General features: G+C 74.0%; 11 protein-coding genes. 6 read left to right on the top strand and 5 right to left on the bottom strand.

What is annotated here, in order from left to right; translation table 11 throughout:
* Positions 1-96 precede the first annotated feature (96 nt).
* The 4 genes from AC27IY_RS38325 to AC27IY_RS38340 all read right to left on the bottom strand — a co-directional run bounded on the left by AC27IY_RS38325 (position 97) and on the right by AC27IY_RS38340 (position 5,749).
* The gene (locus tag AC27IY_RS38325; RefSeq protein WP_487180996.1) at positions 97-1,302 is read right to left on the bottom strand and encodes an MFS transporter; all 1,206 of its coding nucleotides are present in this window, start codon (positions 1,300-1,302) and stop codon (positions 97-99) included.
* 85 nt (positions 1,303-1,387) lie between these two features.
* A complete protein-coding gene (locus AC27IY_RS38330) occupies positions 1,388-3,814 on the bottom strand; it encodes a serine/threonine-protein kinase (protein WP_487180997.1) in 2,427 nt (808 codons plus the stop codon).
* Positions 3,815-3,896: 82 nt separating this feature from the next.
* Complete coding sequence (locus tag AC27IY_RS38335) at positions 3,897-4,826, bottom strand: carbohydrate kinase family protein (protein WP_371249513.1); 930 nt, start codon at positions 4,824-4,826, stop codon at positions 3,897-3,899.
* Positions 4,823-5,749, bottom strand: a complete 927-nt coding sequence (locus AC27IY_RS38340; protein ID WP_344211899.1) for a pseudouridine-5'-phosphate glycosidase — start codon at positions 5,747-5,749, stop codon at positions 4,823-4,825. The genes AC27IY_RS38335 and AC27IY_RS38340 overlap by 4 nt, the downstream gene beginning before the upstream one ends.
* Before the next feature lie 166 nt (positions 5,750-5,915).
* Between AC27IY_RS38340 and AC27IY_RS38345 the strand changes: the two genes are divergently transcribed.
* Positions 5,916-7,430: a phytoene desaturase family protein gene (locus tag AC27IY_RS38345; RefSeq protein WP_487180998.1), complete on the top strand. Its 1,515-nt coding sequence runs from the start codon at positions 5,916-5,918 to the stop codon at positions 7,428-7,430.
* A gap of 78 nt (positions 7,431-7,508) precedes the next feature.
* Here AC27IY_RS38345 and AC27IY_RS38350 read toward each other — a convergent pair whose 3' ends face one another.
* Entirely contained in the window at positions 7,509-8,069 is a 561-nt protein-coding gene (locus AC27IY_RS38350) for a TetR/AcrR family transcriptional regulator (protein WP_364444681.1), read from the bottom strand.
* A gap of 84 nt (positions 8,070-8,153) precedes the next feature.
* On the opposite strand from AC27IY_RS38350, the gene AC27IY_RS38355 reads away from it, so the two are divergent.
* From AC27IY_RS38355 to AC27IY_RS38375, 5 genes are all read left to right on the top strand, one after another.
* Positions 8,154-9,356 (top strand): cytochrome P450, encoded by a 1,203-nt coding sequence (locus AC27IY_RS38355; RefSeq protein WP_487180999.1) that lies wholly within the window; start codon positions 8,154-8,156, stop codon positions 9,354-9,356.
* Between the two features lie 62 nt (positions 9,357-9,418).
* Positions 9,419-10,117 (top strand): response regulator transcription factor, encoded by a 699-nt coding sequence (locus AC27IY_RS38360; protein WP_344211891.1) that lies wholly within the window; start codon positions 9,419-9,421, stop codon positions 10,115-10,117.
* 35 nt (positions 10,118-10,152) lie between these two features.
* Positions 10,153-11,463: a HAMP domain-containing sensor histidine kinase gene (locus AC27IY_RS38365; RefSeq protein WP_487181000.1), complete on the top strand. Its 1,311-nt coding sequence runs from the start codon at positions 10,153-10,155 to the stop codon at positions 11,461-11,463.
* Positions 11,464-11,487: 24 nt separating this feature from the next.
* Positions 11,488-12,663 carry a bifunctional glycosyltransferase family 2/GtrA family protein gene (locus AC27IY_RS38370; RefSeq protein ID WP_423450683.1) on the top strand — a complete coding sequence of 392 codons (1,176 nt, stop codon included), beginning with the start codon at positions 11,488-11,490 and terminating at the stop codon, positions 12,661-12,663.
* On the top strand, positions 12,660-14,585 hold the full coding sequence (locus AC27IY_RS38375; RefSeq protein WP_487181001.1) for an ArnT family glycosyltransferase: 1,926 nt from the start codon (positions 12,660-12,662) through the stop codon (positions 14,583-14,585). Before AC27IY_RS38370 ends, AC27IY_RS38375 begins: the two co-directional genes overlap by 4 nt.
* Positions 14,586-14,591: the final 6 nt, after the last annotated feature.

Below are 14,591 nucleotides of genomic sequence, written 5' to 3' on the forward strand. Positions count from 1 at the left end.
CTGGTTCACGGCCCTCGCTGGCCCAGCGTCCCTTCCTGACCCACCGTCCTTTCCCGGTTCCGTCGCGTCCGCAGGTCTGTGGCCACGGCTCTGGGGTCAGGTGGCGGGCAGTGTGCGGGAGGTTCTTCGGCCGACCAGTAGTAGTGCGCTGACGGAGATCACGATCCCGACGGCGATGACCGGCACCAGGGCTTGCAGGTCGAGGCCATCGGCCACCAGGCCGAACAGCGGCGGGCCGAGGAGGGAGCCGATGCTGCCTGCCTGGGCGACGATGCCGTTGCCGACGTCGGCGTGGTCGAGTCGTTCCAGCACCAGCGGCAGGGCGGCCATGACGAGGGCGCCGAGGAAGCCGTTCTCGATCGAGATGACGGCCGCGCCGGTCAGCGCGACCGGCGACGAGCCGTGACCGCCGAACATGAGCCAGGCGGCCGGCAGCGTGAGCAGCCCGGCAGAGGCGAGGACGCCGACCGGCGTGCCCCGGCGCAGCAGCATCCCCACGGCCACCCCGCCGAGCGCGCTGAGCAGCGAGATCACGGCGGTGACCGCGCCGGCGGAGGCGGTCGAGTGGCCGTACCGCTCGACCAGCAGCGTGGGCAGCAGGACGAGCACCGGCATGGTCACGAGCACGGCCAGACAGAAGGCCGCGGCCAGCAGGCCCGGCCAGGCCAGCGCCCGCACGCGGGGCACGGCTCCGGCGTCCTGGTGCCGGACGGTGCCGCGCGGCAGCCGTAACCGCACCACCAGTGCCATCACCAGCGTCAGCCCGGCGAGCACGCCGACCCAGCCACGCCAGCCGATCGCGGCGCCGACCGCGCCTCCGGCGAGCGTGCTCGCGCCCAGGCCCACCGCGACGAACGTGGCCCAGATGGACAGCGCGGTCCCGCGATCGCGTTCCCTGGCCAGCCGTACGATCAGCGCGGGGCAGGCGATGGTGACCAGGAGGTATCCGATGCCCTCGACGCCCCGGGCGGTGAGCAGCCAGGCGTAGCCGCCCGCGACCGTCCCCGCCGCGCTCGCCACCGCCGTCAGGGCGAGTCCGGCGACCAGTGACCGTTCGGCGCCGAGGCGGCGGATCAGGTAGCCGGCCGGCAGGCCGACGGCGGCGCCGACGCCGACCACCGTGGAGATGACCCAGCCCAGTTGCGCCAGCGACAGCCCGAGCTCGGCCGCCACCGCCGGTCCGACGGGGCTGAACTTGCCGAGGCTCATGGCCGCGACGACCCCTCCGAGGTAGACGACGGCGATCGTGCCCCAGGGAGTGCGTGGCTGGGCCGAGGTGTCGGGGGTCGTCCCGGCGTTCATGGATCTCCTTCGCGTTGCTCCGCACAGGTTCGTCCGGGTTAGAGCATCGTCGCGAAGGAGCTGGTGATCAAGGGTACGGGCGCCGCTAGCCGGTGAGCTGGGCCTCCAGGCGGTAGCCGTCCACCGTCACGTAGACCTGGTCGCCGGGGCGGGCGTTCAGGCGCATGAGCACCGGCTGGAGCGAGTCGAAGACCGGCTGGTGGCCCTGCCAGACCAGGACGATCGCGTTGTCGCCGGGGCCGGTGACCGACAGCAGGGTGCCGGGGCGCATGCCGAGCTGGGCCGCGTACCCCTCGGGGACCGGCACCGGGCCGCCGCGCAGGTGCTCGGGCGTGACCTCGATCCGCTGCCAGCGGCGCGGGTCGGAGGACGGGCTCGGCAGCGGCGGGGGCGGCGTCGACGGGGCGCCCGCGAGACCGGCGGGCAGCATGCCCGACCGGCCGCCGGACAGCGCCGACAGCGTGGCGAGCGCGGCCGACGGGTCGATCGAGCCGGCCGTCGCGGACGGGATCGGCTGGCCGCCGCGGTGGTGGTGGCCGTTCGCGCCCGGCGTGCGGCGGGGGAGGGGCTGGGCCGGGGACGGGGCCGAGGCCATCGGGTCGGCGGACTCCGGCGGCAGGGCGTCCAGCCACGCCTTGGCGGAGTGGGCGCGGATGCCCAGCTCGCCCATCAGCTCCACCATGTCGGCGTCCGGCGGGGCCGAGGCCAGGAGCTGGCGCGTACGGGCCTGGAGGCCGTGGATGTCGCCCACCACGAGCCAGCCGTCCTGGAGCCGGCGGTCGGGCATGAGCGTGACCAGCACCCGCCAGAGCGGGGTGCGCAGGGAGGGCACCATCACCGGGTGGGCCGGGTCGGCGCCGATCAGCTGCTCCTCGGTGGCCGCCGCGCCCAGCCACTCCGTCAGGCGGAACATGTGCCCGGTCACCGGCGCGGACTCGGAGGAACGCAGCCAGGTCAGCACGCGCTCCTCGGCCGTGCGCTGGGCGTGGGAGAGGGATTCGCGCTCGACCAGCAGCTTGTGGGCGAGCGTACGGAGGCTGATCGGGTCCTCGGCGAACAGCCGGTGCACGGCCACGGCCAGCTCCAGCTTGTCCAGGCCGCGGAAGAGGTTGTCGACGACGCGGACCATCGCGTGGTCGGTGTCGAACGGCACCGGGGAGGAGCCGGCGCCGGTCTTGCCGGGGCCTGCGGGGAAGGAGCCGGTCTCCTCGCGGCCGGGTTGCCGGGCCGCCGGGCGCTGCGGCAGCGCTCCCGCGCCGGGCTGACCGGGCTGAGGCGGCTGGCCGGGGGTCTGGCGCTGCGGCAGGGCGCCGTTCTGCGGCTGGGCGGCGAACGCGCCGCTCTGCGCCGGGAACGACCCCGTCTGGCGCGACTCGCCGGGGACAGCGGGGGTGGGGCCCGTCTGCGGGCCGCCGGGTAGGGAGGGGCCGGCCTGCCGGTCGCCGGGCGCGGCAGGGGAGGAGCCCGTCTGCTGGCCGCCAGGTAGGGGGCCGGCCTGCCGGTCGCCGGGCAAGGAGGGGAAGGAGCCCGTGTGCCGGTCGCCGCTCTGCGCCGGGAACGAGCCCGTCTGGCGCGGCTCGCCGGGTTGCCCGCCCGCCGGCGGCTCCGCGGGCCGCCCGGGGAACGCCGCCGCAGGGCGCTGCGGCAGCCCGTTGCCCTGCCCGCCCGGCTGCCCACCGGGTTGCCCGCCCGGCTGTCCGCCTGGTTGTCCCGTGCCGGGCGCGCTCTGCCCGCCCGGTTGCGCGGCGAACGGACCGCTCTGGCCACCACCGGAAGAAGCGGCGAACGGGCCGCTCTGGCCGCCGCCGGAAGCCGCGAACGGGCCACTCTGGCCGGAGGACGCGGCGAGTGGGGCGTCGCGGCCGTCCGCGGGGGCGGGGAACGGGCCGCTCTGGCCCGGAGAGGCGGCGAGCGGGGCGTCGCGGCCGTCGGCAGGGGCGGGGAAGGGGCCGCTCTGGCCGTTGGGGGAGGGGGCGACGAAGGGGCCGCCCGAGGGCACGGCGGGGAAGGAGCCGGTGTTCCTGGTCTCCTCGGCGCCGTCCGCGCCGCGCGGCACCGGCCGCGTCAGCTCGGCCTGGCCGGCGGCGGGAAGGGCGGGGATGCGGCCGAGGATCTCGCGGAGGACCGCGCCGACCACCACTTCAGGCGTGGCGGACGGGGTGCCGAGATCGCTGGGGGACAGGCGGCGCAGCCGCTGCCAGCCGCCGAGGCCGATGACCGCCGTACGGGTGGCCTCGGGCCAGCCGGGCAGCGCGGGGTCGACGGGATGGACGGTCAGCGCGGGCACCAGGTCGGACAGCGGCAGGTGGTCCCAGCGGGCGGTGGCCAGCCGGCCGAGGCGTTCGCAGATCCAGTCGAGCCCCGCCGTGCCGAGCGCCTTGGAGAGGGGGAGGGAGGACCACCATCCCGCGGGCAGGCGCGGGTCGCCCAGCGCCTCGGCCACCTGCTGTGGTCGGCTCCAGCGAAGAGCTGGGACTAGGTCGCTCAGGCAGATCGATGACTCGACTTCCATCGGCGGACCTTATCCTCCCCAGTGTGCCGCGTGTGCTGCCCGTTGCGCATGTGGCTCTTGGTGCAGCCTACGCGGCAAGCTATCAATCAGTGTGAATAGGGTAAAGACGGTTCAGATCCAAACCGTACCGTGGACGACCCCCCACCTGGGCCACACATGCGGCACCCGCACGACATCCTTCCTCAAGAGCGGCTCTTTCCCCGCATCCCCGCAAGGTCGCCGCGAGAAACCCGGCGGCGAACGCGTCCCCAGCTCCGGTCGTGTCCACGACCTGGCTCGGCAGCCCGGGAACCCGCGCCGTGATGGTGCCGTCCACCGCCGCCAGCGCGCCGTCGGCGCCCAGTTTCACCACGGCTGTGCCGTATCTCTCACTCAGCAGTTCGGCCGCCCGCTCCGGCGTCCGCGCGCCGGACAGCAGCAGGGCCTCGTCGAGATTGGGGATGACGAGGTCGGCGGCGGCGGTCTCGGCCATGAAACGTTCGGCGCCGAAGTCGAGCAGGGGCTTGGTCGAGGCCGGGTCCACGCTGACCGCGACCCCGGCCGCCGCCGCGTCCGCCAGGGCGGCCCTGGCGAGGCCCAGACCCGGCTCGGCGAACAGCACGTACCCGGACAGGTGCAGCCGGGCCACCCCCTCCAGCAGGGCGGGGTCCCAGTCGCGTGCGGAGATCAGGCCGCCCGCGCCCCGGTTGGTGAGCATGGACCGCTCGCCGCTCGGGTCCACCATCGCGATCACGACGGCGGTGGGGTGGTCGGGGTCCACGGTCACCTGGGGCCGTACGCCGGCCTTGGTCAGCTCGGCGATGTGCCAGTCGCTGCTGTCGTAGCCCAGCCTGGCCAGCAGGCGGGTGTCGGCGCCCAGGTGGGCGGCCCAGGCGGCGGTGTTCGCGCCCGAGCCGCCGGGACGCAGCATGATGTCGGCCGCGGTGTCGGTGCCCGCCAGGACGGGGGAGCCGTGCAGCGCCACCACATCGGTGACCGCGTCCCCGACGACCAGGAGACCGCGGTCGGTCACGAGTCCGCCCAGCTCACCGCGATCCGGGCGGCGAGGGCGACGTTGCCGCGCACGGCGGCCAGGTTGGCCTCCAGCGAGGCGCCGCCCGTGCCGTCGACCAGGTAGCCGAGCAGGAACGGGGTGATCGCCTGGCCCTTGACGCCGTCGCGCTCGGCGGCGGCCAGCGCCTCGGCCAGCACGCGGTCGTGCAGCTCGGGGTCGAGCTGCTGGTCCACGGGGACGGGGTTGGCGACGATCAGGGCCGTCTCCTGGCCCCCGAGCGCGTCCTGGCCGCGCATGATCGCCGCCGCCTCGTCGGGCGACTCGATCCGCCAGTCGATCGGCAGGCCGGAGGTGTGCAGGTAGAAGCCGGGGAAGGCGTCGGTGCGGTAGCCCACCACGCTCACGCCGCGGGTCTCCAGGCGCTGGAGCGTCGCGGGCACGTCGAGGATGGACTTCACGCCCGCGCAGACGACGGTGATCCGGGTGCGGGCGAGCGTGTCGAGGTCGGCGGACTCGTCCTGGTCCTCGGTCCAGCCCCGGTGCACGCCGCCGAGCCCGCCGGTGGCGAAGATGCGGACCCCGGCCCGCGCGGCGAGGAACGACGTGGCCGACACCGTGGTCGCGCCGCTCGCCTTGAGCGCGGCGGCCATGGGCAGGTCACGCTGGCCCAGCTTGCGCAGGCCGGGCTCGGTCGCGATGCGCTCCAGCCCGGCCGCGTCCAGCCCGACGCGGGGCACGCCGTCGAGCACGGCGATCGTGGCCGGCACCGCCCCCGCCGCGCGGACGATCTCCTCCAGCTCGCGCGCGACCTCCAGGTTGCGCGGCTGCGGCAGACCGTGGGAGATGATCGTGGACTCCAGCGCCACGACGGGGGCGCCACTGGCCAGGGCCTCGGCCACCTCGTCGGACGGCTGCAGGACGGAGTCGGCGGTGCTGCGCATGGTGGGTCTCGTGCTCCTTGCGAAATCCGGGGGCGGGGAACGGCGAACTCTACGGCATCGCTCGCCGACAATGCAGGTTACGGCCATTCCCGGGGTCGGTCATCCCCACCGATGATCACACGTCCGGCGTTGACGCGGGGCGTGGTATGACACGTAAAGTGCGGGGATGGGCGCGTATGACGTGATCGTGGCGGGAGCGGGGCACAACGGGCTGGTGGCCGCGGCCTACCTGGCCCGGGCCGGCCGGCGGGTGCTGGTGCTGGAGCGGTACGACCACGTGGGCGGCCTGGCGATCTCCACGCGCGCCTTCCCCGGGGTGGACGTGCGGCTGTCCCGCTACAGCTACCTCGTCAGCCTCCTCCCGGCGCGGATCGTCCGCGACCTGGGCCTCGACCTGGAGCTGCGCCGCCGCCGCTACGCCTCGTACACGCCGGTGGGCGGCACGGGCCTGCTGGTCGACAACGAGGACACCGCCCGCACGGCGGCCTCGTTCGCGGCGGTCACCGGCGGCGAGAGCGACCACAAGGCCTGGCAGGACTTCTACGCGATGACCGGGCGGGTGGCCGAGGCCCTGGCCCCCACCCTCCTCGAACCCCTCCGCGCGCCCGCCGAGATCGAGCGCCTGGTCGGCCCGGAGGCGTGGCGGGCGCTGTTCGCCGAGCCGATCGGCCAGGCCGTGGACGCGCGGTTCGCCGACGACACGGTCCGCGGGGTCGTCCTCACCGACGCGCTCATCGGCACCTTCGCCGACCCGTCCGCCGACCTGCTCGCCAACCGCTGCTTCCTCTACCACGTGATCGGCGACGGGACCGGCGAGTGGAACGTCCCGGTGGGCGGCATGGGCGCGGTCTCGGGCGCGCTGGAGGCGGCGGCCCGCCGGGCGGGCGCGGAGATCAGGACCGGCGCGGAGATCGTCGGGATCGCGCCGTCCGGGGAGGTCACGTTCGCCGACGAGCGCGGCGAGCACACCGTGACCGGCGGGCACGTGCTGGTCAACCTGCCGCCCGCGGTGCTCGACCGGCTGCTCGGCCGCGCGCCCGCCGTCCCCGAGGGGGCGCAGCTCAAGGTCAACATGGTGCTGAGCCGGCTGCCCCGGCTCAAGGACGACTTGGTGGACCCGCGCGCGGCCTTCAGCGGCACCTTCCACATCAACGAGACCCGCGACCAGCTCGCCCGCGCCCACGCGCAGGCGGCGGCCGGGCGGATCCCGGACCTCCCGCCCGCCGAGGTCTACTGCCACTCGCTCACCGACCCGTCGATCCTGGGGCCGGAGCTGCGCGGCCGGGCCGAGACGATGACGCTGTTCGGCCTGCACATGCCCGCCCGGCTGTTCCGTGAGGACCCCGAGGGGGCGCGCGCGGCGGCCCTGCGCGCCACGTTCGCCTCGCTGGACGCGGTGCTCGCCGAGCCCATCGAGGACTGCCTGCTCCGCGCGCCCGACTGCACGCCGTGCGTCGAGGCCAAGAGCCCGGTGGACCTGGAGCGGGACGCCGGGCTGCCCGGCGGCCACATCTTCCACACGGACCTCAGCTGGCCGTACGACGAGGACGGCCGGGGCGGCTGGGGCGTCGAGACCGAGCACGAGCGCATCCTCATGTGCGGCGCGGGCGCCCGCCGGGGCGGCGGCGTCAGCGGCATCGGCGGCCACAACGCCGCGATGGCCCTGCTCGCCCGCGGGTAACCACCCGCCCGTAACTGCTCGCCCGCGGGTAACCGCCCGCCCGCGCGTGTCCGCCCGCGCGCGCTGAACCCCCGCCCGCTAGTAGCCGCCGGCGACCAGCTTGCCGGCCACCTCCAGCGCCACCTCCGTACGCCGCTCGTCCGGCACCTTCAGGTCGAACAGGAACGGCACGCTGCCGAGGACCACCGCGAGCACCGCCAGCCGCGCCTCGAACGCCCGCACCGGATCGTCGCCGGGCGAGGCCAGCACCGAGATCATCGCGATCAGGCCCCGCTGCATGCGCTCCCCGGCCGGCAGCTCGCGCATCACGCCCTGGTTCACCTGAGCGAACTGGAACAGCGGCCGCCACTGGTCCTCCAGCAGCCCCGAGATGCGCGCGAGGATCTCCTTCCTGGCCTCCGCCGTCGCCGGCTGCTCCTCGGCCCACGCCACCAGCTCGTCCATCGACTCGGCGAGCCGCTCCACGACGCTGGCGAGGATCGCCTCCTTCGTCCGGAAGTGGTAGTAGAGCGCCGGCCGGGTGATCTCCAGCCGTTCGGCGACCTCCTGGAGCGTGGTCTTGTCGTATCCGCGTTCGGCGAACAGCTCCAGCGCGACCTGCTGAATCCGCTCTCGTGTGTCCGTTCGCCGCCCTGCCATGCCGCTCCCATCCTTGACGCACACTCCCGCATTGCTTACTTTCGTGTAAGTAAGCAATGCGGTCCAGCCTGTAGGGAGCAGACTATGGCTCAGATCTTCCCCGCTCAGCGCAGGTGCCCCTTCGCGCCGCCCCCCGAGTACGCCGACCTGCGCGAGCAGGCCCCCCTCGTCCGCGCCGAGCTGCCCGGCGGCGTCGTCTGGCTGGTCACGAGGCACGCAGAGGCGCAGCGGGTCCTGGCCGGGACGGGCATCAGCACCAGCCCCGCCACGCCGGGCCACCCCCACCACGTCTTCCACCCCGGAGGGGCCACCCCCGAGCGCCAGGCGCTCCTGGCCGAGAACGCCCCCGGGCACTTCATCGACCTCGATCCGCCCGAGCACACCCGCTTCCGCAAGCTGCTCATCCCCGAGTTCACCGTCCGCCGCGTACGGGACATGCGCCCCGGCATCCAGGACATCGCCGACCGGCTCATCGACGACATGCTGCACAAGGGACCGGAGGCCGAGCTCGTCGCCGACTTCGGGCTGCCGCTGCCGTCGCTGGTCATCTGCAGGCTGCTCGGGGTCCCGTACGCCGACCACGAGTTCTTCCAGTCGCGCACCCGCTCGATGCTCAGCGCGCTCGACGACGAGCAGGTCCGCTTCACCGCCGCGTCCGAGATCAGGAACTACCTCGACGCGCTCGTCACCGCCGCCGAGAAGGGCCCCGAGGACGACCTGCTCGGCCGGATCATCACCAGCGGCCGGCTCACCCACGACGAGATCGTCGGCGTGATCTTCCTGCTGCTCGTCGCCGGCCATGAGACCACCGCCAACATGATCCCGCTGGCCGTGCTCACCCTCCTGCGCCACCCCGACCAGCTCGCCGCGCTGCGCGCCGACCCCGACGGCTGGCCCATGGCGGTCGAGGAGCTGCTGCGTTACCTGTCCATCGTCGACTGGGTGGCCTTCGACCGGGTCTCCACCGAGGACCAGGAGATCGGCGGGCAGCTCGTCCGCCGGGGCGAGGGCATCTTCGTCCTCGGCGCCTCCGCCAACCGCGACGAGCGGGCCTTCGAACGCCCCGACGACTTCGACGCCCGGCGCGGCGCCCGCCACCACGTGGCCTTCGGCTACGGCGTGCACCAGTGCCTCGGCCAGAACCTGGCCCGCGCCGAGCTGGAGATCGCCCTGCGCACGCTGTTCGAGCGCCTGCCGGACCTGCGCGCCACGGTGAGCGAGGAGGAGGTGCCCGCCAAGTACGACGCCGCCATCTTCGGGCTCAACGCGCTCCCCGTCACCTGGTGACCCCGGGGGACACGGACGGCCCGTTCATAGGGTTCTCATGATGTTCCCTTAGCGTTTGCTGCATGAGTGAGGCCGCACGGTTGCTGGTAGTCGACGACGAGCCCGCGTTGCGCGAGGCGCTGCAGTCCAGCCTCGAGTTCGAGGGCTACAGGGTCGTCACCGCGAACGACGGGCAGGCCGCGCTCGACGAGCTGGCCCGCGCCTCCTACGACGCGGTGCTGCTCGACGTCATGATGCCGCGGCTCGACGGGCTGACCGCCTGCCGCCGCCTGCGGGCCTCGGGCAACCACATCCCGGTCCTCATGCTCACCGCGCGCGACGCGGTGGGCGACCGGGTCTCGGGGCTCGACGCCGGGGCCGACGACTACCTGGTCAAGCCGTTCGAGCTGGACGAGCTGCTGGCCAGGGTCCGCGCCCTGCTGCGGCGCGGCGCGCTCAGCACCGGCGGCCCCGAGGGCGACACGCTGACGTACGCCGACCTGCGCATGGACCCCGCCACCCGCGAGGTCACCCGCGGCGAGCGCCGGCTCGACCTCACCAGGACCGAATACCTGCTCATGGAGCTGTTCCTGTCGCACCCACGCCAGGTGCTCACCCGCGACCAGATCCTCAGCGAGGTGTGGGGCTTCGACTTCGAGCCCACCTCCAACTCCCTCGACGTCTACGTCATGTACTTGCGGCGCAAGACGGAGGCGGGAGGCGAGCCGCGGATCATCCACACCGTCCGCGGGGTGGGCTATGTCCTGCGAGCCGGCGCGTGAGACCCCGCAGCCTCCGGGCTCGGCTGACACTCCTCGTGACGGGGGCGGTGTCGTTCGCCGTCGTGCTGTGCGCGGTCCTGTCGTGGTTCATCATCCAGATGCTGGTCCTCGCGCAGGTCGACCAGAGCATCCTGGAGAACCAGGGGGACGTGAAGTACCTGCTCAACGAGTGCCGCCCCGAAGGCACGCGGGGCCCCTACTTCGAGGGCATGGCGACGGTGCTCCGCCCCGACGGCACCACCTGCTCGCTCGGCCGGGCCATCGTGCCCACCCAGGAGGACCGCAAGGCGCTGGAGCCCCTGCCGGAGCCCATCTACCGCAACGGGGTGACGACGGACGGCAAACGGGTGCGCGTCGTGACCGTCAACGTGGAGCCGGGACTCGCCGTGATGGCGGCCCGGCCGCTCTGGCACGTCGAGCGCACCCTGCGCTACGCCGCCGTCGGGCTCGGCGGCATCGCCGCGCTCGGCACGCTCGGCGCGGCCATGGCGGGCCTCGCCGTCTCGCGCGCCGCGCTGCGCCCCGTGGGCGAGCTGACCAGGGCGGTCGAGCACATCGCGCAGACTGAGGACCTCGACACCCGCATCCCCGTGCGCGGCACCGACGAGATCGCCCGCCTGTCGTCGTCCTTCAACGCGATGACCTCCGCCCTGGCCGGCTCCCGCGAACGCCAGAAACAGCTCGTCGCCGACGCCGGCCACGAGCTGCGCACCCCGCTGACCACCCTGCGGACCAACATCGACCTGCTGCTGCGCAGCGAGCAGACCGGCCGCAGCATCGACCCCGAGGCCAAGCAGCGGCTGCTGGTCAACGTCAAGGCGCAGTTCGCCGAGCTGACCACGCTGGTGGCCGACCTGCTCCAGCTCGCCCGCGGCGACCAGGACCACGAGCCGCACGTCGAGCTGGCCTTCCACGAGGTCGTGACGGCGGCGGTGGAGCGTGCCCGGCTGCGCGGCGCGCAGGTCGTCACCGACCTCCGACCCTGGTACGTCGTCGGCAACGCCGCCTCCCTGGAGCGCGCGGTGATCAACCTCCTCGACAACGCGGCCAAGTTCAGCTCCGACAACGGGGTCGAGGTGTCGCTGCGGGACGGGCGGCTGACCGTCCGCGACCACGGCCCGGGGCTGCCCGAGGAGGAGCTGCCGCACGTCTTCGAGCGGTTCTGGCGCTCGCCGTCCGCGCGCGGCCTGCCCGGATCCGGGCTCGGCCTGGCCATCGTGGCCCAGGCCGTGGCCGAGGCGGGCGGTCAGGTGAGCCTGGCGAACGCGCCCGGTGGCGGCGCGGTCGCAACAATGGACCTTCCCGGAACTCTCATTCGTGGCTCAGAATCGGATAAGTCCGGTTAAAGATCCGAATCGTGAGCTGGGTGCATGGACACGACAGCAGTGCGGACCCGCCTGGTCGAGGTGGTCGTCCCCGTGTACGACGAGCAGCGGGCGCTCCGCGCGAGCGTCACCCGCCTCCACGGATACCTCACCAGGAACTTCCCCTACGGATTCCGGATCACCATCGCCGACAACGCCAGCACCGACGACACCTGGCAGATCGCCACCGAACTGGAGCGAGAGCTGCCGCACGTCCGCGCCGTGCACCTGGACGAGAAGGGCCGCGGACGGGCGCTGCGCCAGGTCTGGTCGCGCAGCGAGGCCGACGTCGTCAGCTACATGGACGTCGATCTCTCCACCGACCTGGACGCGTTCCTGCCGCTGGTCGCGCCGCTGCTGTCGGGGCACAGCGACCTCGCCATCGGCACCCGGCTGGCGCGGGACTCGCGGGTCGAGCGCGGACCCAAGCGGGAGTTCATCTCCCGCTCCTACAACCTGCTGCTCCGGTCGCTGATGGGCGCCCGGTTCTCCGACGCCCAGTGCGGCTTCAAGGCCGTGCGCACCGAGGTCGCCCGGGCGCTGCTGCCCGGCGTCGAGGACGAGCAGTGGTTCTTCGACACCGAGCTGCTGCTGCTGGCCGAACGGTACGGCCTGCGCATCCACGAGGTCCCCGTCGACTGGGTGGACGACCCGGACAGCCGCGTCGACATCGTCCGCACCGCCCTGGACGACCTGCGCGGCATGGTCAGGGTGGCGCGCAAGACGCTCTCCGGCGCCGCCGGCATCCCCGTCCCGCCCCGGATCCAGCGGGCCGAGCTGCCGCGCGGCATGGCCCGCCAGCTTCCCCGCTTCGCGGTCGTCGGGGTGGTCAGCACCCTGGCGTACCTGGCGTTGTACTCGCTGCTGCGGCCGGTCATCCCGCCGCTCGCCGCCAACGCCCTCGCGCTGCTGGTCACCGCCGTGGCCAACACCGCCGCCAACCGGCGCTTCACCTTCGGCGTCACCGGCTCGGCGGGCGCGCTGCGGCACCAGTTCGAGGGGCTGATCGCCTTCCTCGTCGGGCTGTCGCTCACCTCGGGAACCCTCGCGCTGCTGCCCGCGCAGGTTCCGCACGGCGTCGAGCTGGCCGCGGTCATCGCCGCCAACGCCGCCGCCACGCTCGTCCGCTTCCTGCTCCTGCGCGTGTGGGTGTTCAACCCCCGGCGGAGGACCGCACGATGAACCTCACCCTCCCGCGGCCCGCGCACCGGGCCGCCGGCAGCCATGCCCTGCCCGCGCCGCGCTGGTCGCGCCCCGCCCTGTGGGCGGTGCTCGCGGCGGCCTTCTTCCTGTACGCCTGGGCGCTCAGCGGCGACGCCAACGAGTACTACGCCGCCGCCGTCCTGTCGGGCACCGGCAGCTGGAAGGCGTTCTTCTTCGGGGCCATCGACGCCGGGTCCTTCATCACCGTGGACAAACCGCCGCTCGCGCTGTGGGTGATGGGGCTGTCGGCCCGGATCTTCGGCTACGGCACGTACAGCATGCTCCTGCCGCAGGCCCTGGCCGGCGTGGCCGCCGTGGCGCTCGTGCACTCCGCCGTGCGCCGGTCCTTCCCGCCCGGCCGCGACGCGCACGCCGCCGCGCTGGTCGCGGCCGTCGTCATGACGCTGACGCCGATCACCGTCGCGATCAACCGGGACAACAACCCCGACACGGTGCTCGTGCTGCTGCTGACGCTGGCGGGCTGGTTCTGCCTGGAGTCGCTGCGGACCGGGCGGCTGCGCCCGCTGCTGCTCGCCGCGCTCTTCGTGGGGCTGGCCTTCAACGCCAAGATGCTCCAGGCGTACCTGGTGGTGCCCGCGTTCGCGGTGGCGTACCTGGCGTGCGCCGGGATCTCCTGGCCGAAGCGGCTGGGGCGGCTGCTCGCGGCGGGGGCGGTGCTGGCGGTGTCCAGCGCGTGGTGGATGGTGATCGTCGACCTGTGGCCGGCGGACTCGCGGCCCTACATCGGCGGCTCGACCGACAACACCGTCCGGGACCTCGTCATCGGCTACAACGGGCTCGGGCGGATCTTCGGCCAGAGCCAGGGCGGTGGCTTCGGCGGCGGCGGGGCCCGCTGGGGCGGCGATCCGGGGGCCGGGCGGCTGTTCAACGACGTCCTGGCCGGGCAGATCTCCTGGCTGCTGCCGTTCTGCGTGGCGGCGCTGGCCGTCGCGGTGCTGCTGCGGACGCGGCGGCTCCCCGTCGGCGAGGCCCCCTCGGGGGCGGCCTGGCTGGTGTGGGGCGGCTGGCTGGTCGTGCACTACGTGGTGTTCAGCTTCTCCAGTGGCACGTTCCATCCGTACTACACGACCGCGATGGCTCCCGCCGTCGCCGCGCTCACCGGCATGGGCGCGGTCGTGATGTGGCGGGCGTACCGGAACTCGCGGGCCTGGGCGTGGCTCCTGCCGGTCGCGGTGGCCGCGACCGGGGCGTGGGCGTTCACGGTGCTGCGCCGGACGCCGGACTGGACGCCGTGGCTGGCCTGGGTCGTGCTCGGGGCGACCCTGGCGGCCGTGGCGGCGCTGGTCCTGGCGCGGGCGCGGGTGACGGCGAAGGTGGCGGCGTTCGCGCTGGCGGCGACGGTGGTCGCCACGCTGGGCGGGCCGGCCGCGTACGCGGTGACGCCGCTCGCGTCCCCGGTGAACGGCACCAACCCGACCGCGGGGCCATCCTCCGGAGGCGGGATGGGACAACCGGGCCGGCCGGATGGCGGCAGGCCGGGCGGTTCGCTGCGGGGCGAGCCCGAAGGCGGGCCCGACGGCGGTCCCGGCAATCCCGGAGGCGGCCGGGGCGGGTCCGGCGGCGGTGTCAGCGATGCCATGGCCGCGTACCTCGTCGCCCACCAGGGCAAGGCCACCTGGCTGGTCGCGGTGAACAGCGCCCAGCAGGCGTCGGGCCTGATCCTCGCCACCGGCAAGCCTGTGATCGCGATGGGAGGTTTCACCGGCGGAGACCCGGCCATGACCGTGGACCGGCTGCGCGAGCTGGTCTCCTCGGGCCGGCTCAGGTACGTCATGACCGGCGGCGGCCCCGGCCGGAGCGGCGGCGAGGTGTCGAGCTGGGTGCAGGAGAACTGCGCCGCCGTGGACGGCCAGGACGGCCTGCGCGACTGCGCGGCCTGACCAGGC

It is taken from the genome of Nonomuraea sp. B208, from assembly GCF_057536035.1.